This window comes from Saccharopolyspora dendranthemae, from assembly GCF_007829955.1.
Classification (GTDB): Bacteria; Actinomycetota; Actinomycetes; order Mycobacteriales; family Pseudonocardiaceae; genus Saccharopolyspora; species Saccharopolyspora dendranthemae.
On record NZ_VIWX01000001.1, the window covers coordinates 1808692 to 1829769 of the forward strand.

At 69.8% G+C, this 21078-nt stretch carries 17 protein-coding genes and 1 pseudogene; 5 read left to right on the plus strand and 13 right to left on the minus strand.

What is annotated here, in order from left to right; translation table 11 throughout:
- Positions 1-186: 186 nt before the first annotated feature.
- Positions 187-2031 (plus strand): dihydroxy-acid dehydratase, encoded by a 1845-nt coding sequence (gene ilvD / locus FHU35_RS08190; protein WP_145737718.1) that lies wholly within the window; start codon positions 187-189, stop codon positions 2029-2031.
- A 277-nt stretch (positions 2032-2308) separates the two neighbouring features.
- On the opposite strand, the gene FHU35_RS08195 is transcribed toward ilvD, so the two are convergent.
- Positions 2309-3055 (minus strand): DoxX family protein, encoded by a 747-nt coding sequence (locus FHU35_RS08195; protein WP_145737719.1) that lies wholly within the window; start codon positions 3053-3055, stop codon positions 2309-2311.
- Between the two features lie 293 nt (positions 3056-3348).
- Between FHU35_RS08195 and FHU35_RS08200 the strand changes: the two genes are divergently transcribed.
- Positions 3349-4143 (plus strand): alpha/beta fold hydrolase, encoded by a 795-nt coding sequence (locus FHU35_RS08200; RefSeq protein ID WP_186459300.1) that lies wholly within the window; start codon positions 3349-3351, stop codon positions 4141-4143.
- A gap of 81 nt (positions 4144-4224) precedes the next feature.
- A complete protein-coding gene (locus FHU35_RS08205) occupies positions 4225-5358 on the plus strand; it encodes a PQQ-dependent sugar dehydrogenase (RefSeq protein ID WP_145737721.1) in 1134 nt (377 codons plus the stop codon).
- A 104-nt stretch (positions 5359-5462) separates the two neighbouring features.
- Here FHU35_RS08205 and FHU35_RS08210 read toward each other — a convergent pair whose 3' ends face one another.
- Positions 5463-6050, minus strand: a complete 588-nt coding sequence (locus FHU35_RS08210; RefSeq protein WP_145737722.1) for a TetR/AcrR family transcriptional regulator — start codon at positions 6048-6050, stop codon at positions 5463-5465.
- Between the two features lie 90 nt (positions 6051-6140).
- Between FHU35_RS08210 and FHU35_RS30145 the strand changes: the two are divergent.
- Positions 6141-7555: pseudogene (locus tag FHU35_RS30145) on the plus strand (FAD-dependent monooxygenase).
- A 65-nt stretch (positions 7556-7620) separates the two neighbouring features.
- Here the strand turns inward: FHU35_RS30145 and gatB are convergent.
- From gatB to gatC, 4 genes are read right to left on the minus strand one after another with little or no spacing between them, the layout of a single operon-like run.
- Positions 7621-9126, minus strand: a complete 1506-nt coding sequence (gene gatB / locus FHU35_RS08220; protein WP_145737723.1) for an Asp-tRNA(Asn)/Glu-tRNA(Gln) amidotransferase subunit GatB — start codon at positions 9124-9126, stop codon at positions 7621-7623.
- On the minus strand, positions 9123-9320 hold the full coding sequence (locus FHU35_RS08225; protein WP_145737724.1) for a hypothetical protein: 198 nt from the start codon (positions 9318-9320) through the stop codon (positions 9123-9125). Before FHU35_RS08225 ends, gatB begins: the two co-directional genes overlap by 4 nt.
- Positions 9321-9355: 35 nt before the next feature.
- A complete protein-coding gene (gatA, locus tag FHU35_RS08230; protein ID WP_145737725.1) occupies positions 9356-10867 on the minus strand; it encodes an Asp-tRNA(Asn)/Glu-tRNA(Gln) amidotransferase subunit GatA in 1512 nt (503 codons plus the stop codon).
- A complete protein-coding gene (gene gatC, locus FHU35_RS08235) occupies positions 10867-11166 on the minus strand; it encodes an Asp-tRNA(Asn)/Glu-tRNA(Gln) amidotransferase subunit GatC (RefSeq protein ID WP_093413507.1) in 300 nt (99 codons plus the stop codon). Before gatC ends, gatA begins: the two co-directional genes overlap by 1 nt.
- Positions 11167-11452: 286 nt before the next feature.
- On the opposite strand from gatC, the gene FHU35_RS08240 reads away from it, so the two are divergent.
- A complete protein-coding gene (locus FHU35_RS08240) occupies positions 11453-12106 on the plus strand; it encodes an ACT domain-containing protein (RefSeq protein ID WP_186459345.1) in 654 nt (217 codons plus the stop codon).
- A 173-nt stretch (positions 12107-12279) separates the two neighbouring features.
- Here FHU35_RS08240 and FHU35_RS08245 read toward each other — a convergent pair whose 3' ends face one another.
- The 7 genes from FHU35_RS08245 to mnmA all read right to left on the minus strand — a co-directional run bounded on the left by FHU35_RS08245 (position 12280) and on the right by mnmA (position 21041).
- Entirely contained in the window at positions 12280-12771 is a 492-nt protein-coding gene (locus FHU35_RS08245) for a GNAT family N-acetyltransferase (RefSeq protein WP_145737727.1), read from the minus strand.
- Between the two features lie 35 nt (positions 12772-12806).
- Positions 12807-14978, minus strand: a complete 2172-nt coding sequence (gene ligA / locus FHU35_RS08250; protein ID WP_145737728.1) for an NAD-dependent DNA ligase LigA — start codon at positions 14976-14978, stop codon at positions 12807-12809.
- A gap of 43 nt (positions 14979-15021) precedes the next feature.
- Positions 15022-15687, minus strand: a complete 666-nt coding sequence (locus FHU35_RS08255) for a hypothetical protein (RefSeq protein ID WP_145737729.1) — start codon at positions 15685-15687, stop codon at positions 15022-15024.
- A gap of 50 nt (positions 15688-15737) precedes the next feature.
- Entirely contained in the window at positions 15738-16727 is a 990-nt protein-coding gene (locus FHU35_RS08260; protein ID WP_145737730.1) for a DUF6461 domain-containing protein, read from the minus strand.
- 154 nt (positions 16728-16881) lie between these two features.
- On the minus strand, positions 16882-17913 hold the full coding sequence (locus FHU35_RS08265; protein ID WP_145737731.1) for a methionine synthase: 1032 nt from the start codon (positions 17911-17913) through the stop codon (positions 16882-16884).
- Positions 17914-18063: 150 nt separating this feature from the next.
- The gene (locus FHU35_RS08270; RefSeq protein WP_425474105.1) at positions 18064-19626 is read right to left on the minus strand and encodes an acyl-CoA synthetase; all 1563 of its coding nucleotides are present in this window, start codon (positions 19624-19626) and stop codon (positions 18064-18066) included.
- A gap of 326 nt (positions 19627-19952) precedes the next feature.
- Complete coding sequence (mnmA, locus tag FHU35_RS08280; RefSeq protein ID WP_145737734.1) at positions 19953-21041, minus strand: tRNA 2-thiouridine(34) synthase MnmA; 1089 nt, start codon at positions 21039-21041, stop codon at positions 19953-19955.
- Between the last annotated feature and the right edge of the window lie 37 nt (positions 21042-21078).

The following is a 21078-nucleotide window of genomic DNA, read 5'->3' on the forward strand; positions in this document are numbered from 1 at the left end:
CACCGCCAGCGCGTAATCTGCCCGACATGCGTGGTCAACGGCGCTTCGAGCAGGAGTAGGGTCGCGGTACCGCCACGCTTAGCGCCCACAAGGCGTTGTCAGCGGGAAGGTCCGCGTTGAAGCTCTCGCTGGCTCCGCATCCTGGCACCGACCCGCACAGAGCCTGGAATCGAAGAAGGTCTCCCAATGCCTCAGCTGCGTTCCCGAACCACGACTCACGGCCGGAATGCCGCCGGCGCCCGTTCGCTGTGGCGCGCCACCGGCATGACCGACGACGACTTCGGCAAGCCGATCGTCGCCATCGCCAACTCCTACACCCAGTTCGTGCCCGGTCACGTGCACCTGCGCGACCTCGGTGATGTCGTGGCCGAGACGGTCCGCGAGACCGGGGGCGTGCCGCGCGAGTTCCACACCATCGCGGTCGACGACGGCATCGCGATGGGCCACAGCGGCATGCTCTACTCGCTGCCCTCGCGCGAGATCATCGCCGACTCGGTGGAGTACATGGTCAACGCGCACCAGGCCGACGCGCTGGTGTGCATCTCCAACTGCGACAAGATCACCCCGGGGATGCTCAACGCCGCGATGCGGCTCAACGTCCCCACCGTGTTCGTCTCCGGCGGGCCGATGGAGGCAGGCAAGGCGGTCGTGGTCGAAGGCGTCGCGCACGCGCCGACCGACCTGATCACCACCATCTCGGCCTCCGCGAACGCCGCGGTCGACGACGAAGGACTGTCCGAGGTCGAGCGCTCCGCGTGTCCGACCTGCGGTTCCTGCTCGGGGATGTTCACCGCGAACTCGATGAACTGCCTGACCGAGGCACTGGGCCTGGCGCTGCCCGGCAACGGTTCGACGCTGGCGACCCACGCCGCCCGCCGCGAGCTGTTCCAGGAAGCCGGGCGCACGGTCGTCAACATCTCGAAGCGCTACTACCAGCAGGACGACGAGTCCGTCCTGCCCCGATCCGTGGCCAACAAGCAGGCCTTCGAGAACGCGATGGCGCTCGACATGGCCATGGGCGGTTCCACCAACACGGTGCTGCACACCCTCGCCGCCGCGCAGGAGGGCGAGATCGACTTCACCCTCGACGACATCGCCGAGATCAGCCGCAGGGTGCCGTGCCTGTCGAAGGTCGCGCCGAACTCCGACTTCCACATGGAGGACGTGCACCGGGCCGGCGGCATCAGCGCGATCATGGGCGAGCTCGACCGCGGCGGCCTGCTGCACCGCGACGTCGCCTCGGTGCACAGCGAGAGCCTGAGCGCGTGGCTGTCCGATTGGGACGTGCGCGGTGAGTCCCCCTCGGAGAAGGCCCTCGAGATCTTCCACGCCGCCCCCGGCGGAGTCCGCACCACGCAGGCGTTCTCGACGGAAAACCGCTGGTCGTCGCTGGACACCGACGCCGCCGAGGGATGCATCCGCGACGTCGAGCACGCCTACACCGTCGACGGCGGTCTGGCCGTGCTCAAGGGCAACCTCGCCGAGGAAGGCGCGGTCATCAAGGCCGCGGGCGTCGAGGAGGAGCTCTGGCACTTCCAGGGCCCGGCTCGCGTTCTGGAGAGCCAGGAGCAGGCGGTCTCGGCGATCCTGAAGAAGGAGATCCAGCCCGGCGAGGTCCTGGTCATCCGCTACGAAGGACCGGCGGGCGGCCCGGGAATGCAGGAGATGCTGCACCCGACCGCGTTCCTGAAGGGCTCCGGCCTCGGCAAGAAGTGCGCGCTGATCACCGACGGCCGGTTCTCCGGCGGTTCGTCGGGCCTGTCGGTCGGGCACATCTCGCCGGAGGCCGCGGGCGGCGGAGCGATCGGCCTGGTGGAGAACGGCGACCAGATCCTCATCGACGTCCACGAGCGCAAGCTGGAGCTGCTGGTCGACCCGCAGGTCCTGGCCGAGCGCCGCGCCAAGATGGAGGCCAGCGAGAACCCCTGGCACCCCGTCGACCGCGAGCGCAAGGTCACCACAGCCCTGCGCGCCTACGCCAAGCTCGCCACCTCGGCCTCCTACGGAGCAGTCCGAGACGTGAACAAGTGATTTTCTGCATGGACCTGCTCAGCGGTGCGGGTGGGGGAAACCCCGGAGGGAAAGCACAGCGGCTCCGTGGACTCCGCGCGCCACTCCTCGTGTATGCCCAACACGTCGTCGCGGCGTGCTCGCCACGAAGCCGCTCAGAACCCCCGGCGGTGCCGGTTGCTCAGGTGGGGTAACGAGAAAGCACCTTCGGTGCTTGCCTGACGAACTCATCTCCTGACCACGAAGAATCGGGCCCCGCTCCTTGTGTGGAGCGGGGCCCGATTTTTCGGTGCACGCCTCAGGGGCGGTGGAAGAGGATCAGAATCGCCGCGGCCGCGCCAGCCGCGACGACCAGGCCGAAGAAGCCGAATCCCAACGGACGGCGGAACCACACGCGCCCGTAGTCCAAGGCCACCCGACCGGGGCCGGTGAACATCAAGCCGAGACCGAGGGCACCGAGGATGGCATCCATCTCGAACCCACCGTCGGCGTTGAAGAAACCGGCGCCCAGCTTGACGAACACCGCGCTGGCCATCAGGCCCACCACACCGGCCGCGGCGGCGGGCGTGAACAGACCGAGGACCAGCAGCGCACCCGCACCGAGCTCGGTGCCGCCGGTGACCAGCGAGAGCGCGGCGCTCTGCTGGAAGCCCATGCCGGACAGCACTTCCGCGAAGCCTTCCGGGCCCGGACCGTTGAACGCGCCGAAGAGCTTCTGCGCGCCGTGCAGGAGGAAGACCCCTCCGAGCGCGAGGCGCAGGATCAGCAGTCCGAGGTCGGTGCCACCGTTCCAGGCGAAGGGCTTGCGCTTCTTGCCGAGCTCTTCGGCGTAGCCGGACTCTTCGCCGACGCCGCCCACCAGCGAGGTCGCTTCGCCGTCGCTGTAGCCGTCGTCTTCGTCGTAGTAGTTGTGTTGCCGTGCGCCGAGGCTCTGCGTGCTCCTGGCCGCACCCTTGGCGCCGCGCGGGCGCTGGGCGTGCGCGCCGTAGCTGCGATCGTCGGGGGAGCCGCCCGCACCGCCGGGGCGATCGTCATGGATGCTCACGCCGCAGGAGGTTAGGGCATCTTCACCCGATAGTGCGACCCTTTGGGAGAAAACCTTTCCGACACGTGACAGGTTCGATACCAGAAGTGTCCGTTCAGGTGGAAAATGTGCTGATGGAGGATCCAGAATTCGGCGAGCACGCGCCAGGAAGAACCGATGTTTCCGCAGGTGGCTCGCGTTTCCTGGAGTTCGGCGAAGCCTGGCCGTCGGGCTCGTTCGCCCCGCGAGCGGTTCTCGCGCTTCCCGAACTCATTTCGGCGCCGGAATTGCTTCCGCTGGATTGCACGGCTCAGGTGCTGAATTGGTCCCCCTCCCGCATTTCCTCCGGCAGCCCGGATGAGCACATCGCCGATGCCGTCGAAGTCCTCGATGACGCCGACGTGCCCGACTGCGTGGTCCTGGCGTGGTCCGGCGGCACCGCCACCGCCGTGGAGATGGCCGCGCGCCACCCCGATCGGGTGCGAGGACTCCTGCTGCTCGCCGGACCTCCCACCGCGGGCATCGAGACCCTGCTGGCCAACCTGGGCCTGCCCGATTCGGTGCGCAGGCTGCTGGCCTCGGGGGGCTCGGCCTCGCTGAAGCTGGCCGGCGACCTGATGGAAGGCATCACCTCGCAGCTACCGGTGGGCGACTGGCCCGCCCGCATCCTGCGTCAGGCGGGCGTGCTGCCGACCGGTCACCGCGCCACCACCGCCGTCGCGCTGCGCAGGCTCGTCCAGCACGACTGGCGCAGGCACGCCGAACTCGCGCTGGCCTGGAGCGCGTCCGCCCGCGACGAACTGCCGCGCATCACCTGCCCGGTCACGCTGCTGGCCGGGCGCAACGACCCCCTCGGGGAACCACTGACCGCGGCCCGGCAGATCGGCTCGCTCCCGCAGGCCAGGGTGCGGCTGCTGGAGGCCTCCCACTTCCTCCCGTTCGAGGATCCCGCCACGGTCCGGGAGGAGTTCGACCTGCTCCTCCGCCGCGTCGAGGCCGTGGAATGCGCGCGCCTGGGGATCGACCCGCCACCACCGCCGGTGCGACGACTCCGCTTCCCCCTGCCAGACGTGCGCCCACGGCGCAGGGCGCTGCGGCCACCGACGTGACCCGAGGCGAAGGGTGGCTCACCCCGGGTTCACCGCGGGGCGGATAGGGTCGCGGGTGTGATGGGTCGGTCTCGTGCGCTGGTGAGCGCCTTCGCGGTGCTCGGGGTCGTGCTGAGCGGATGCGCCCAGTTCCCCGACGAGCACACCCGGCCGTTCGCCGAACAGCCTTCGCTGGCGCCGCAGGCCGGACCGCAGCCCTCCTTCGAGAACGAAGTGCCGCCGTCCGAAGCGCCCGGCGCTCCGAACCCGCAGCAGCCGCCTCCGCAGGCGGTCGGCTGCGAGGACCCCGACCCGGCGGTGGTCGCCACCTGCCTGGACCCGGTCGGGGCGATCGCGGTGCTCCCGGACGGGCAGAGCGCGATCGTCGGCGAACGCACCACCGGCCGCGTGCTGCGCGTCCAGAAGGGCGCGAAACCCGTTGAGCTGGCGCGCATCTCGGTCGACGCGAGCAGCGGTGGCGGGCTGACCGGGCTGGCCCTGTCCCCCACCTACCACGAGGACGAGCTCTTCTACGCCTACGTCACGACCGGCTCGGACAACCGGGTCGTGCGAGTCGCCAGCGGCGACAGCCCGAAACCGGTGCTGACCGGCATTCCCAAGGGCTCCAGCGGGAACTCGGGTGCGCTGCTCGACGACGGCAAGGGCGCGCTGCTGGTGGCCACCGGCAACGGCGGCGACCCCGCCACCGCCGCCAACCCGACCTCGCTGACCGGGAAGCTGCTGCGCATCGACGGTTTCGGCAAGCCCGCTGAGGGCAACCCGCAGCGGAACTCCCCGGTCGTCACCTCCGGGCTCAACGAACCGACGGGCATCTGCGGGACCGCCGCGATGAACATGTTCTGGGTGACCGACCGCAACAACGGCCAGGACGCGCTTCACCAGGTGAGGTTCGGCGAGCCGCTGGGCACCCCGGCCTGGACCTGGTCGGACCGGCCCGGGGTGTCGGGATGCGCGGCCGACGCGTCGACGGTGATCGTGGCGCTGCGCGACGCCTCCGCCCTCTACACGCTGCACCCGGCGCCGGACGGGAGCTTCACCGGGCAGCCCACCAAGGTGCTGGAGAACCGCTACGGCCGCTTCTCCACCGCGACGCTGGCCCCGGACGGCCTGGTGTGGCTGGGCACCACCAACCGCGACGGCGACCGTCCCGTCCCGAGCGACGACCGCGTCCTGCGGCTCGAACCACCGACAGGCGGCACCGCGGGCAAGGACTAAGGGGTCGTTTTCAGAATGCGGCGGTAGCCGTTGCTTCAGGTGTGGGACTCAGCTGGCACCGCCAAGCAAAGCAAATCCGAAACAACTCCTAAGACCGGAACGGCCTAGCCGTTGATGCCGCGGTCGATGAGCCCGGTGAGCAGGTCGATCGCGTCCTCGTCTGCGAGCGCCGCCAGCACCGGCTGGCCCTCGACGAGCTTGGCGTAGGCGAACTGCTGGCAGAGCCCGGCGATGGCGACCGCGGTCGCCTCCGGCCGTGCGCAGTGCGCCAGGTGGTCGGCGAGGTGGTGCACGTCGGGTTCGAGGAGGCCGGCGACGCGGTCGGCGAATCGCTGGTCGACCAGCGCGGCCTGGCGCAGCGCGATGAGCACGGCCTTGTTGGCCCCGAAGAAGTTCCAGTACTGGGAGACGTGCCAGCGGATCGCATCCCGCCGCCCCAGGTCCGGCGAGTGCTCGTCGTCGGCGAGCACCTCCTCGTCGCTGACCCGCAGCAGGTCGGCGAGCAGCGCTTCGAGGAGCTCTTCCTTGCTCTTGAAGTGGTTGTAGAACGATCCCGCCGACCGGCCGGCGTCGGCCGTGATGTCGGTGATCTTGGTGTTGAGATAGCCCTGCCGGTCGAAGACCCGCACCGCCGACGCCTTGAGCGCCGCCTCGGTCTCGGCCGCCTGCGCCTTGCGGGTGATCCCCGGCATCTGACGTCCTCCCTCGTCGCTTGACACGAAACCTAGCAAGCGGTTCACTGAACTTTAATTCACTGAATTTTAATTCATCTAGGAGTGGTGATGGACACCCGAGTGCTGATCGCCGGTGCCGGACCCACCGGACTGACGCTGGCCATCGAGCTGGCACGGCGCGGCGTGCCGTGCCGGATCGTGGATGCGAGCGAGGATCCCTTGCCCGGCTCGCGCGGTGATGGACTCCAACCGCGCACCCTGGAGGTCTTCGACGACCTCGGCGTGATCGACGAGATCCTGGCGGCCGGCTTCCTCCCACCACCGTTCCGCACCTACTCCGGCGGCAAGCACACCGGCGAACTGCGGATGGCCGAGCACGTCGAACCCACGCCGCAGATCCCCTACCCGAACGGGTGGATGGTTCCCCAGTGGCGCACCGAGGAGATCCTCCGCGACCGCCTCGCAGAACTGGGCGTGAAGGTCGAACGCAGCACGGCGCTGCTGAGCTTCCAGCAGGACGATGACGGCGTCACGGCCACGCTGACCAGCGGAGACGTTCGAGCTGAGCACCTGGTGGCGCCGACGGCGGCCGCAGCGCCGTCCGCAAGCAACTCGGCGTCGACTTCCTCGGCAACACCGACGAGGACACCAAGCTGGTCCTCTTCGACGCGCGCGTCACCGGCCTCGACCACCCGGAGCTGGCGCACCACTTCGCCTCCGCCACCGACCCCGGGTGCGGGGTGAGCCTCACCCCGCTCGCGGGCACCGACGTTCTGCAGTGCGCAGCAAGGCCTCCCTCCACCCACCCGGCGCGGACGGACATCGACTCCGTGCAGGGGCTGCTGGACGAGTTCGGCGCATCGCACGTGCGGATCCAGGAGTTGACGTGGTCGACGGTGTGGCGCCCGAACTCGCGACTGGCCGAAACCTTCCGCTCAGGGCGGGTGTTCCTGGCAGGCGACGCCGCGCACACCCACCCGCCCACGGGCGGTCAAGGGCTCAACACGAGCGTGCAGGACGCCTACAACCTGGGCTGGAAGCTCGCCGACGGCTCCCCCGAACTGGTCGACAGCTACGACGCCGAACGCCGCCCGGTCGCGGCGAGCGTGCTCGGGCTCAGCACCGACCTCCTCGACAAGACCCTCGAGGGAAACCCGGACGCGATGCGCCGCGGCCCGGAGACCAACCAGCTCGGCATCAACTACCGCAACGGTCCCCTCACCACCGACGAGCGCCCGCACCCCGGTCGCGTCCGAGCAGGCGACCGCGCGCCCGGTTCCCTCCTGCGCAGCCCCGGAGGCGAACCGGTGCACCTCTTCGACCTGATGCGAGGAACGCACTGGACGCTTCTGGCCTTCGACGCGGACGTTCCCAGCACCCCGCCGCACATCCGCACCGTGCACATCACCCGGGAATGCGCGGAAGGTTCCCATGCTGACGTCGACGCCTACGACACCTACGACGTCACCCCCGCGACCACCGTGCTGATCCGGCCCGACGGCTACATCGCCCACGTCCTCTGAACGCCGGCGCGCACGAAGAACGCCCCCGACCTGGCGAGGTCGGGGGCGTCTCGGGAACTGCTGCGCTACTGGCCGCAGGCCTTGAGGACGAGTTCGCGGACCCGCTTGGCGTCGGCCTGACCCTTGGTGGCCTTCATGACCGAGCCGACCACGGCACCGGCCGCCTGGACCTTGCCGCCGCGGATCTTGTCCGCGACGTCCGGCTGCGCCGCCAGGGCCTCGTCGACCGCCTTCTGCAGCTCGGAGTCATCGGAGACGACCTCGAAGCCGCGTGCGGCCACGACCTCGTCCGGCTCGCCCTCGCCGTCGAGCACGCCGTCGACGACCTGGCGGGCCAGCTTGTTGGTCAGCTTGCCCTCGCCGACCAGCGCCACGACCCGCGCGACCTGCTTCGGCGTGATGGCCAGATCCGCCAGCTCGACACCGCGGGTGTTGGCCTGCTGCGACAGGTAGGCCACCCACCACGAGCGGGCGTCGCCCGGAGCCGCACCGGCCTCGACGGTCTCGGCGATGAGCTCCAGCGCACCGGCGTTGACGAGGTCGCGGAGCTCCTCGTCGGACAGGCCCCAGTCCTCCTTGGCGCGACGACGACGCTCCCAAGGCAGCTCCGGCAGGGTCTGGGACAGCTCCTCGACCCACTCGCGGGACGGCGCGATCGGAACCAGGTCGGGCTCCGGGAAGTACCGGTAGTCCTCGGAGGTCTCCTTCGGGCGACCGGACGAGGTGGAACCGGTGGACTCGTCGAAGTGCCTGGTCTCCTGCACGATCGACCCGCCGGAGGTCAGCACCGCCGCGTGCCGCTGCATCTCGTAGCGGACCGCCCGCTCGACGCTGCGCAGCGAGTTGACGTTCTTGGTCTCGGTGCGCGTGCCGAACTCGCTCGCGCCCTTGGGCATCAGCGACACGTTCGCGTCGCAGCGCAACGAACCCTGGTCCATCCGCACGTCGGAGACGTTCAGCGCGCGCAGCAGGTCGCGCAGCGCGGTCACGTAGGCGCGGGCGACCTCGGGAGCGCGCTCACCGGCACCGGTGATCGGCTTGGTGACGATCTCGATCAGCGGCACGCCGGCCCGGTTGTAGTCCAGCAGCGAGTAGTCGGCACCGTGGATTCGACCGGTGGCACCGCCCATGTGCAGCGACTTCCCGGTGTCCTCCTCCATGTGCGCCCGCTCGATGTCGACGCGGAAGGTCTCTCCGTCGTCGAGCACCACGTCGAGGTGACCGTCGAAGACGATCGGCTCGTCGTACTGCGAGGTCTGGAAGTTCTTCGGCTGATCCGGGTAGAAGTAGTTCTTCCGGGCGAACCGGCACCACTCCGCGACCTGGCAGTTGAGCGCCAGGCCGATCCGGATCGCGGCCTCGACGGCCTTGCCGTTGACCGCGGGAAGCGCCCCCGGCAGCCCCAGGCACACCGGGCAGACCTGCGTGTTGGGCTCGGCGCCGAACTCGTTGGCGCAGCCGCAGAACATCTTTGTCTTGGTGGAGAGCTCAACGTGGACCTCGAGCCCCAGCACCGGGTCGAACCGGTCCAGAACCTCGTCGTAGTCCATGATCTCGGCGACCGCGGTCACTCGTCGTCACTCCCCTTGCGCAGCGCGCGCACCGCCAGCGCGGTGCCGGTGATCAGGCCGAGCGCGGTGATGATGACGTCGGCCAGTTCGAGCTTGTCGTTCTTCTCGCGGGCCGCCTTGTAGCTCGACTTCAGCCCGAAGGCCGCCGAGACCACGGAAGCGAGCTGGAACGCTGCCTTCAACTTCGGGTTCACTTTGCGACCTCCTGCATCGGTGGCGTGGGAGCGGCTCATACCGCCGCCTCCAGCTTCGGGGCACGGTTGATCAGCGGGCCGCCCTGCTCGGCGTCCCGGGCGACCTCGTAGGCCGCGCCGACGCGGTAGAGCCGGTCGTCGGCCATCGCCGGAGCCATGATCTGCAGACCCACCGGCAGGCCGTCCTCATCGGACAGTCCGCACGGGATGCTCATGGCGGCGTTGCCCGCCAGGTTGGACGGGATGGTGCACAGGTCGGCGAGGTACATCGCCATCGGGTCGTCGACCCGCTCCCCGATCTTGAACGCGGTGGTCGGGGTGGTCGGCGAGACCAGCACGTCGACCTGCTCGAACGCGGCGGTGAAGTCGCGGGTGATCAGCGTCCGCACCTTCTGCGCCTGGCCGTAGTAGGCGTCGTAGTAGCCCGACGACAGCGCGTAGGTGCCGAGCATGATGCGCCGCTTGACCTCGGGGCCGAAGCCCTCCTCGCGGGTCAGCGACATGACCTGCTCGGCGCTGTGCTCACCGTCGTCACCGACGCGCAGGCCGTAGCGCATCGAGTCGAACCGGGCCAGGTTCGACGAGCACTCGCTCGGCGCGATCAGGTAGTAGGCACCCAGCGCGTAGTCGAAGTGCGGGCAGGAGACCTCGACGACCTCGGCACCCAGCTTCGAGAGCTGAGCGACCGCGGCGTCGAAGGCGCGCTGCACACCCGGCTGGTAGCCGTCGCCGGAGAACTCGCGGACGACGCCGACCTTCACACCGGTCAGGTCGCCGCCCGAGCCCTGCTTGGCGGCCTCGACGACCTGCGGGACCGGCTGGTCGATCGAGGTCGAGTCCATCGGGTCGTGCCCGGCGATCACCTCGTGCAGCAGGGCCGCGTCCAGCACGGTGCGCGCGCAGGGACCCGGCTGGTCCAGCGACGAGGAGAACGCCACCAGGCCGTAGCGGGAGACGCCGCCGTACGTGGGCTTCACGCCGACCGTGCCGGTCACCGCGCCGGGCTGGCGGATCGAGCCGCCGGTGTCGGTGCCGATGGCCAGCGGCGCCTCGAACGAGGCCAGCGCGGCCGAGGAACCGCCGCCGGAACCGCCCGGGATGCGGTCGGTGTCCCACGGGTTGCGGGTCGGGCCGTAGGCCGAGTTCTCGGTGGAGGAACCCATCGCGAACTCGTCCATGTTGGTCTTGCCCAGCACGACCACGCCGGCCTCACGCAGCCTGCGCGTGACGGTCGCGTCGTACGGCGCCATCCAGCCCTCGAGCATCTTCGACCCGACGGTGGTGGGCATGTCGGTGGTGGTCAGCACGTCCTTGAGCGCCAGCGGCACGCCGGCCAGCGGCGACGCCGCCTTGCCCGCGGCCCGGTCCTCGTCGGCCTTGCGGGCCGCGGCGAGCGCGCCCTCGGCGTCGACGTGCAGGAACGCGTGGACCAGCGAGTCCACAGCGGCGATGCGGTCCAGGTGCGCCTGGGTCACCTCGACCGATGTGACCTCACCTGCCGCCAGCTTGGCGGCCAGCTCGGACGCGGTCAGCCCGGTCAGGCTCATCAGGCCTCCTCAGTCAAGATGCGGGGGACGCGGAAGCGGTCCTCTTCAGCTGCGGGCGCCGCTGCGAGCGCCTGCTCGCGCGTCAGGCCCGGACGGACCTCGTCCTCACGGAAGACGTTGGTCACCGGCACGGCGTGCGACGTGGGTGGGATGTCGTCCGCAGCGACCTGCCCCACCTTCGCCACCGCGTCGAGGATCTGGTCGAGCTGGCCTGCGAAGGTGTCGAGCTCGGCCTCGGTGACTGCCAGCCGCGCCAGGCCGGCGAGGTGTGCGACCTCGTCGCGGGAGATCTTGGACACTGCGAAGGCTCCCTGGTCATGTCCGGTTTACGAGTACATCCCAGTCTATGGCGACCACGCTGCCAGACCTGGCAGGGGTCGTGCCTGGCGAGGCGCGCCCGGGAACTTTCGCGAATGGCCTGGTCGTTCTACTCCGTGGACGGCTGTAGCAAGGTGACTACACCGCGTCTGACACAATTTCTCCGCGGTTGTTCCTCGCGCGTGCGGCCGCGCAAGCGGATGCGCACGCGAAGGAGAACGCGCGGCCGGCGAGGTGTCGCGCACGAAACTGGAGGCGTTGAGTCCGGTGTCCTTCCTCATCCGGGTGCAGATACCGGATCGGCCCGGCAACCTCGGGTCGGTGGCGAGCGCGCTCGGCGAGATCGGTGCCGACATCCTCAGCGTCGACGTCGTCGAACGCGGCGGCGGCGTGGCCATCGACGACCTCGTGGTGGAGCTGCCCTCCGGGCGCCCGCCGGACGTGCTGATCACCGCTGCGGAGTCCATCGACGGCGTCGAGGTCGACGCCGTGCGGCCCTACGCGGGCGTGCTGGACACCCACCGCGAGCTGGAGCTGGTCGAGGAGATCGCCGCGGAACCGGCGCGCGGCCTGCAGATCTTCGCCGAAGGCGTCCCGAAGATCATCCGATCGGGGTGGGCGATCGTGTTCGGGCACCGCTCCGGCGGCGCCGAGCAGCTGGCCGCCAGCACCTCGGCTCCCCAAGAGGGCTACCTGGAACTCCCGTGGCTGCCGCTGCCGCGCGCCACGATCCTCGACGGCGACGAGGTGTGGGTGCCGGAGACCTGGCAGGAGCTGGGCACCGAGCTCGCCGCCACGCCCATCGGCAAGCCCGACCGAGTCCTGCTGGCGGGCCGCCCGGGTGGCCCGATGTTCCGCGCGGCCGAACTCGCCCGCCTCGCCCACCTCGCAGGCATAGTCTCAGTCGTCCTCGACAGCTGAAGACCCCGAGTGCGGCGGGCACCCCTGCGCACCAGTTCCCAGTTTTAGTCCAAACTGAGCCGACATTTCGGACATGATCATGGCTCAGTTATGACTAAAACTGGGACCTGACAACCCACCGTTGACACGATCGCGCCCTCGGTCGTCCTTCGCGGGGCGCTGAAGCGCGCGGGTCAGGCGTCCAGGTCGAGGGAGTAGCCGAGCAGGCTGATGTCTCCCGTGGGGCTCCAGTCCCGGTCGGGCAGCCTCGCGAAACCCATGCGCTCGTAGAGGCGTCGCGGCGTCTCCGCCGTTTCCGAGACGCACAGCACGACCCGGGCCGCGCCCTCCGCTCGGGCGCGCTCCAGGACCGCGTCCACCAGCTGCCTGCCGACGCCCTGACCACCGGCGTCGGGCGACACCGCGAGCATCCGGAACTCGATCTCGCCGGGACGCGCGATCTCCGCGTAGCTGTCGCCGGGACGGCACACGGTCACGGTGCCGACCGGATGAGCGCCATCGAGCGCAACGAGCAGTTCGGCCTCGGCCGAGCGCTTCGCGGCATCGCGCAGGACCGACACGTACGAACCGTCGGCCGGGAGGTTGCCCGCGTCCGCGTAGGCCTTCGCGGCGATCTCTCCCACTGCCTCGTGCTCCGCCGGCAGGGCGGCGCGAATCGTTGCCATGGCCGCGATCCTGCCACCCCGGACCGACGTTCCCCTCACTCCTCGGGCGGCAGCGCCCGCTCAGCGGCCGCCTCCGGCCCCTCCTGGAGCAGCACGGTGAAACCGTCCTCGTCGAGCACCGGAACCTTCAGCTGCATCGCCTTGTCGTACTTCGACCCCGGCGCGTCACCGACCACCACGAACGCGGTCTTCTTCGACACCGAACCGGCGGCCCGGCCGCCCCTGGCCATGATCGATTCCTTCGCGCCGTCCCGGGAGTACTGCTGCAGCGTCCCGGTGACCACGATCGACATGCCCTCCAACGTCCGAGGGATCGACTCGTCGCGCTCGTCGGCCATCCGCACACCGGCCTCGCGCCACTTGCGCACGATCTCGCGGTGCCACTCCACCGCGAACCACTCGCGCACCGCGGTGGCGATCGTCGGCCCGACGCCGTCGGTGTCGGCCAGCTCCTCCTCCGAGGCCTCCTCGATCCGTTCCAGCGTGACGAACTCCCTGGCCAGAGCCTGCGCCGCGGTCGGCCCGACGTGCCGGATCGACAAGCCGACGAGGATCCGCCACAGCGGCTTCTGCTTGGCCTCCTGGAGGTTCGCCAGCAGCTTGGCCCCGTTGGCCGAGAGGTTCCCCTCCTTCGTCGTGTACAGCGGTGTCTTGAGCAGCTTCGCCTCGTCGAGGTCGAACAGATCTCCCTCGTCGCCGAGGACACCGGCGTTGAGCAGCGCGGAAGCACCCTCGTAGCCCAGCGCGTCGATGTCGAGGACCTTGCGGCTGGCCAGGTAGAACAGGCGCTCCCGCTGCTGACCGGGGCAGCCCTGCGCGTTGGGGCAGCGCAGGTCGACGTCGCCTTCCTTCTGCGCCGCCAGCCGTGCTCCGCACTCCGGGCACGCCTCCGGCATGACGAACTCGCGCTCGTCGCCGGTGCGCACGTCGGCGACCGGCCCGAGGACCTCGGGGATCACGTCTCCGGCTTTGCGGATCACGACCCGGTCGCCGATGAAAACGCCCTTGCGGCGCACCTCGTCGGCGTTGTGCAGGGTGGCCATGGACACCGTCGATCCGGCGACCTTCACCGGTTCCATGACCGCGAACGGCGTGACCCGACCGGTGCGACCGACGTTGACCTCGATGCCCAGCAGCTTGGTGGTGGCCTGCTCCGGCGGGTACTTGTAGGCGATCGCCCACCGGGGTGCCCGCGAGGTCGTGCCGAGCCTGCGCTGCAGCGGAACCTCGTCGACCTTGATGACGATGCCGTCGATCTCGTGCTCGGCGGAGTCCCGGTTCTTGCCCCAGTTCTGGATGTGGTCGAGCAGTTCATCCACAGTGGACAGAACGACGGTGTGCCGCGAGACCGGCAGCCCCCACGCCTTGAGCGCCGCGTAGGACTCCGACTGCCGCTCCGGCTCGAATCCCTCCCGCCTGCCCAGTCCGTGGCAGATCAGGCGGAGCGGACGGGAACGGCTCACCCGCGGGTCCTTCTGCCTCAGCGACCCGGCTGCGGCGTTGCGCGGGTTGGCGAAGGGTTCCTTGCCCGCGTCGACCAGCTTCGCGTTGAGCTCGGCGAACTCGTCGACCCGGAAGAAGATCTCGCCGCGCACCTCCACCAGCGCCGGAACCGGGTACTCCTCGGTGCCCGACAGCTGCTCGGGCACGTCGCCCATGGTGCGCACGTTGAGCGTCACGTCCTCACCGGTGCGGCCATCTCCCCTGGTCAACGCGCGCTCCAGGTGGCCGTCGCGGTAGAGGAGGTTGACCGCCAGGCCATCGATCTTGAGCTCGCAGAGGTAGTGGGCGCCGTTGCCGACCTCGCGCTCCACGCGCTCGACCCACGCCGCCAGCTCCTCGGAGTCGAAGGCGTTGTCGAGGCTCAGCATCCGTTCCAGGTGCGCGACCGGGGTGAACGCGGTGGAGAAGGTGCCGCCGACGACCTGCGTGGGCGAATCGGGGGCCTGCAGCGCGGGGTGGTCGGACTCCATCCGCTGCAAGCGGGTGAACAGCTCGTCGAACTCGCCGTCGGCGACCGTGGGCGAGTCCAGCACGTAGTAGCGGAACTGGTGGCCGCGGACCTCCTCGGCCAGCTCCGCGTACTGTTCGCGCACGTCGGGCGGCACGTCCTCGATGCCCTCGGCCGCGCCTGCCGCGGCAGGGTCGGCGGGCACGCCGTCGGCGTCGTCGCTGGGATTGAGCTCGTGCACGTCCTCGCTGGTCACGCCCCGAGACTAACGAGCTACCCCGACACGGGCACGCAGCGGCTCACTGCGCGTTGCGGTCGAGGTCGGTGACGAGCTCCCGCAGTTCGAGCAGACCGATGGCGTCCGCGGGTTCGGCCTCCGCGGTTTCCACCCGCCCCAGCCGGTCGGCGGCCAACCGCTCACCGAGGGCCGCATCCAGCGGCAGGAAGGTCAGGGCCCGGCGCGCGCTGTCGTCGAGCTTGTGGAAGCCCGGGTGGTACACGGCGACGTCGACCAGACCCTCCGCCTCGTCGACCTGCGCGGCGACCCGCACCTCCTCGAGGGGGTACTTCTCACCGCGCAGGTTCACCGTGACCTCGGTCGGATCGGGTACGGCGGGGACGGAGTCGTGGTACTCGAAGAGCGTGTCGGCGGCCGGTGCGGCGGCCATCCAGGCGTCGGTGCGGGGCCGCAGCTCCGGATCGGCCTGGCTGCTGATGACCAGCGCGTACGCGGCCTTCTCGCCGTGTTCAAGGCTGAAGGTCAGATCCGGGTGCACCGCGGCAACGGCGTCGGCGACCAGCGCCTCGATGCGCTGCGGCTCGCTGTCGCCGAGCGCCGAGGCGATCTCGGGCAGGTTGTCGTCCCACCACTGCCAGAACGCCGCAGCCCGCTCCGCGGCCTCAGCGGCGAGGTCGACCGGTTCGGCGGGCACTTCGGCTTCACAACGGCGCAGGAACCTGAACATGGGAACTATTGTGCCGTCCCACCGAGCCGGTCGTGGCGGGACGAGGAATTTCACCTGGGAAGCTCATCGCGGACGAGGGCGGTGACCGCCGCCGGCTCGGTACCGCGCACTCCCGCCACACCGGACAGGACACCGGACAGGGCGCTGCGGGAGTCCTCGTGCATGACCTGCCGCAACACCTGCATCGCGTGCAGGCGGTTGCGGCTGACCAACGCGGGACGTTCCCAGATACCGCACCACACCAGTTCGCGGAGGGTCTGGTCCACTTCGGCGCACGGTGGCCGGGCCCCGGCGAGGATCTGCTGCACGACAGGCAGGTCCAGGCAGTCCGCTGTGGTGGCGACGTAGCGGGCCAGCGATCGCAGCACCCGCCGCTGATCGTGCTCACCGGCTGCGCGCAGGGCGGTCAGCATCTCGACCGGGTAGCCGTCGAGATCGCCCAGCGGCATCGATTCGAGGTCGTCCGGCCAGGGCGCGACCGGGTAGGTGCAGAAGTTCCCGGTGAGCCACTCCTCGGTCGGGATCTCCCCGGTGATCCGCCCGGCCAACGCCAGCATCAGCGGCACCGGATGCCCCTGCGACCAGGGAAGGGGCTTGCGATGAGCTTCGATCCCGTCCGGGGCGGCGCCCTCCCGGTATTCGGGGAGCGCCGCTTCGAAGGACGTCTGGATCACGCCATCCGCGGCGTGCACGAAACGCGTGCGCACGTCCTCGTCCCAGTAGCACGAGACGGCTTCCGGACGCGCGACCCGCCGCTGCACCTCGGGACGAATACCCTGGTCACCGCTGTCCTCGACGACCAGCGTCCACTCCCCGACGGAGCACAGCGCGATCATCGGGTGCTTCTCCTGGTACGCGAACGACTCCTCGCAGAACTCGTCTATGTCCAGCGACCTCCCCCGGGAGGTCACGGCACCGAAGGACTCGGCGACCCGCGCGAGGTCGTTGTCCCGGACCAAGGTCAAGCACGCCGCGTCCCGGATCGTGCTCCGCTCGATCCAAGCGACGCGGTGAAGCTCGCTGACGCATTGACTCCCCACGGAGCTCTTCCTACCAGCGCAAAGGTCGATTCACGGCCATTTCGGCAAAACATTCGGACAACGAGACGGACTCAACCGGTCCAAACGGACGCACGCCACCATCGATCCACAATGGACTCGTCATCCGCCGGAACCGTCCGTCCGATCGCTCCGATCAGGATTCGGCTTCATCGGCGAAGAGCTTGGCCAGATCCTGGGTGAGCGAGAGGGCTCGGCGCGACCATGCCGGAGAGGCGCCAGCGAGACCGCAGGTGGGCGTGGGAACGGCCCGCTCGGCGAGCGTCCTCTTGCTGAACCCGAGCCTCGTCGCCAGGTCGAAGGCCGGCTGCGCGATGCGGCGCAGTTCGGCCTGACCTGCGGGTTCGGCGGTGGGGACCAGGCCGAGGAACAGCGGGACGCCCTCTTCCCAGGTCTCGCCGAGCTCGTCGGCGAACGCGCCGGTGACGTCGCCGAGCCGGGAGGCGTCCAGCGAGATCGCGCCCGCTCCAGCGCGGCGCAGCAGCTCAACCGGCGGCCTCGGTGCGCAGCAGTGCACTACGACCGGCGAACCCGTTGCCTCGCCGAGCTTTTCGATCACCTCGCCGAGCAGCCGCTGAGCGTCCGGTTCGGGCACCGCCGAGACGTTGCCGTAGCCCGACGGCGTGGGCAACGATCCCTTCAGCACGGCGGGCAGCGACGGCTCGTCGAGCTGCACCACGACCCGCGAACCGGTGCGCGCGGCGACGTGGCCGACGTGCGCGATCAGCCCTTCGGTGAGCGAGTCGGTGAAGTCGCGCAGGGCCCCGTGATCGGTGAGCACGCGGTGCCCGCGCATCAGCTCGACGCCGGCCGTGAGCGTCCACGGCCCGGCCGCCTGGACCTTCACCACCCGGGGCGCCCCCGCCTCACCGACCGCCTGCTCCAGCGCGTCGAGGTCCCAGCGCAGCAGGTCAACGGCTCGCCGGTGATCCATGCCCGGAGCCGCGGCGACGCGATAGCCCGAGGGCACGACCTCGACGGCCAGGTCGACCAGCAACCCCGCGGTCCGCCCGAGGATGTCGGCCCCGCCACCGCGTGCGGGCAACTCGGGCACCGGCATCAGGTCCGGCAATTCGCCGACCACCGTCCGCGCGGCCTCCACCGGATCCGTTCCCGGCAGAGACCCGACGGCAGTTGCCACGCCCGGACCCCAAGCTGCTTCAGTCACGCCCTTCATTATCGACCGCCGCGATGATCCGGCACGCACGGGTGACCACGACTCCGGAACGCTCGCCTTTCAGCGTTCGCGAAGGCGCCGGCCGAGGAGCTCGGACCGCGGGGGTGAGCGAAAGGTTCCCAAGCGATCACTTGACGGCGATCAGGCGAGTTCATCGCGGAGGACGCGTTTGAGCAGCTTGCCGGAGCTGTTGCGGGGCAGGTCGTCGACGAAGTGGATCTGCTTGGGGACCTTGAACCCGGCGAGGGTGCGGCGGGCGTGCTCGAGCAGTTCCGCTTCGCTGATCTCGCCCTTGGCCACGACGACGGCCGCGATGCGCTCGATCCACTTCGGGTCCGGGACCGCGATGACGGCGACCTCGCCGACCGCGGGATGCGCGTAGAGGGCGTCCTCGACCTCGCGGGAGGCCACCAGCACACCACCCGTGTTGATCACGTCCTTGATCCGGTCGACGACGAAGCAGTAGCCGGCCTCGTCGCGCCGGACCAGATCGCCGGAGTGGAACCAACCGCCCCGGAAGACCTCGTCGGTCTCCTCCGGCTTGTCCCAGTACCCGGTGCACAGCTGCGGCGATCGGTAGACGATCTCGCCCGACTCACCGGGTGCGACTTCCTCGCCCTGGTCGTCGACGACCTTCGCTTCCACGAACAGCACCGGCCGCCCGGCGGAATCCGGCCGCTCGTCGTGCTCCTCCGGACGCAGCACGGCCGCCAGGGGCGCGATCTCGGACTGCCCGAAGCAGTTGTAGAAGCCGAGTTCGGGCAAGTGCTCGCGGAGTCGCTGCAACACGGGACCGGGCATGATCGAGGCGCCGTAGTAGGCCTTGCGCAGGGTCGTCAGGTCGCGGGTGGCGAAGTCGTCGTGGTTGGCCAGCGCGACCCACACCGTCGGTGCCGCGAAGAAGGACGTGATCTTCTCGGTCTCGATGCGCCGCAGGATGTCCGCCGGATCGGGCACTTCGACGAGGCGGTTGGTCGCGCCGATCATCAGGTGCGGCAGCAGGAACACGTGCATCTGCGCCGAGTGGTACAGCGGCATCACGTGCAGCGGCAGGTCGTTCTCGCCGAAGTCCAGCGCGTGCAAGCAGGAGACGTACTCGTGCAGCAGAGCCCGGTGGGTCATCATCGCGCCCTTGGGCAACGACGTGGTTCCGGAGGTGTAGAGCAGCTGCACGAGATCGTCGTCGGCCACGGACACGTCGAGGACCGGAACCTCGCCCTCGACGCTGCGCGACAGCAAGGATCCCTTCTCATCGCGCAAAGCGATGACCTGCCGCAGGGAAGTTTCCGCCCGCACGGCGTCGACGTTGCCGACCAACGCGGGATCGACCAGCGCAATGCCGCTGCCCGACTGCGACAGGAGGTAGGAGAGCTCCCCTCCGGTCAGGTTGTAGTTGATCGGAACGTGCACCAGGCCCGCCCTCGCGCAGGCCAGGAACCCGATCAAGTAGGCGTCGGAGTTCTTGCCGTACGCAGCGACCCGATCGCCCTTGACCGCCCCCGAGGCCAGCAGGAACCCGGCTGCCCTGGAGACGGCCGCGTCCAGCTCGCCGTAGGTCCACACACGCTCTTGACCTGCGGAATCGACGAACCGCAGCGCCTGGCGGTCGCCTGCGCGCGCCGCGCTGCGCCGCAGCACGTCCGCGACTGTGCTCCCCCGAAGCTCCACCACCGGACCTCCCACTCGTCGTGTGAGGCCAGACATTAACCCGACGAACCACCGAGCACTAGGCGCGGACCCGGCGGTGTTCAGCGCGGTCACCACGGGGCGGTTCTGGTCCGAACCGTCCATGATCGATGTCCTGAATGCCCGGTCAGTTCAGACCAAAACTGACCGCCACCGCCGCGCGGTCGTGGTGACGGACCCCCGGCTGCCCGAATCCCGCACCGCAGCACCAGAACCCACGGAGCCGACCTCGACCCACGCGGAGCACTGATGAGAGCGCGACGGGGTTCGGCCAGGAGTTGACCGTGTTCCCCGACAGCGGCCACCTGCTCGTCGGCGAGCCGCCGAGCTCATCGCGGGATGATTCAGCGGGTGCCGGAGATGATGCCGCTGCCCAGCACCAGGTCTCCCGCTTCGTCCGGGCGGTAGAGGACGACCGCCTGGCCCGGGGCGACACCCTGGAGCGGCTGCCGGAGCTGGATCGTGAAGTTCTCGCCGTCGAACTCCGCGACCGCATCAGCCGTGCCGCCGTGGGCGCGGACCTGGATCACGCACTCCGTCGGACCGTCCAAGGGCTGCTCGGACGGCCAGATCGGGCGCTTCGCGTCGATCTCGGTGACCGCCAGCTGCTCGCGGGAACCCACCTTCACCGTGCCCGAAACCGGCTCCAGGGACAGGACGTATCGCGGCTTGCCGTCCGCGGCGGGCGCGTCGATGCCCAGGCCCTTGCGCTGGCCGATCGTGAACCCGTGCACGCCCGTGTGCTCGCCGAGCACCGCCCCGGTCTCCTCGTCCACCAGCTGCCCCGGGGCCTGCCCGAGCTTGCTCTCCAGGAAGCTCTTGGTGTCGCCGTCCGGGATGAAGCAGATGTCGTGGCTGTCCGGCTTCTTGGCGACCGCCAGGTCCTGCTCGCCGGCCTCCTCGCGAACCTCGGACTTCAGCGAACCACCGAGCGGGAACATCGAGTGCCGCAGCTGCTCGGAGGTCAGCGACGCGAGGACGTAGGACTGATCCTTGCCCTCGTCACGGCTGCGCCGCAGCTCAGGGACACCGTCCACCGTGGACAGACGGGCGTAGTGGCCGGTGCACACGGCGTCGAAGCCCAACGCCATCGCCTTCTCCAGCAACGCCTCGAACTTGATCTTCTCGTTGCAGGTCAGGCAGGGGTTCGGAGTGCGTCCTGCCGCGTACTCGCCCACGAAGGTCTCGATGACCTCCTCGGTGAAGCGCTCGGCGAAGTCCCACACGTAGAACGGGATGCCCAGCAGGTCCGCTGCGCGGCGCGCATCACGGGAGTCCTCGATCGTGCAGCACCCCCGCGCGCCCGTCCGCAGGGTCCCGGGTTTGGCGGACAGCGCGAGATGCACCCCGACCACGTCGTGGCCCGCGGCGACCGCCCGCGCTGCCGCGACCGCGGAATCGACCCCACCGCTCATGGCTGCCAGCACTCGCACGACTCACACCTGCTTCCTTCTTGCTGATCAGTGTCGA

Coding starts and splice junctions, on each gene's coding strand:
- gatA (WP_145737725.1), bottom strand. CDS start 10,867: ATGAGCCTGACCGGGCTGACCGCGTCCGAGCTGGCCGCCAAGCTGGCG.
- ilvD (WP_145737718.1), top strand. CDS start 187: ATGCCTCAGCTGCGTTCCCGAACCACGACTCACGGCCGGAATGCCGCC.
- FHU35_RS08210 (WP_145737722.1), bottom strand. CDS start 6,050: ATGCCGGGGATCACCCGCAAGGCGCAGGCGGCCGAGACCGAGGCGGCG.
- FHU35_RS08270 (WP_425474105.1), bottom strand. CDS start 19,626: ATGTCTGGCCTCACACGACGAGTGGGAGGTCCGGTGGTGGAGCTTCGG.
- FHU35_RS08255 (WP_145737729.1), bottom strand. CDS start 15,687: ATGTTCAGGTTCCTGCGCCGTTGTGAAGCCGAAGTGCCCGCCGAACCG.
- FHU35_RS08245 (WP_145737727.1), bottom strand. CDS start 12,771: ATGGCAACGATTCGCGCCGCCCTGCCGGCGGAGCACGAGGCAGTGGGA.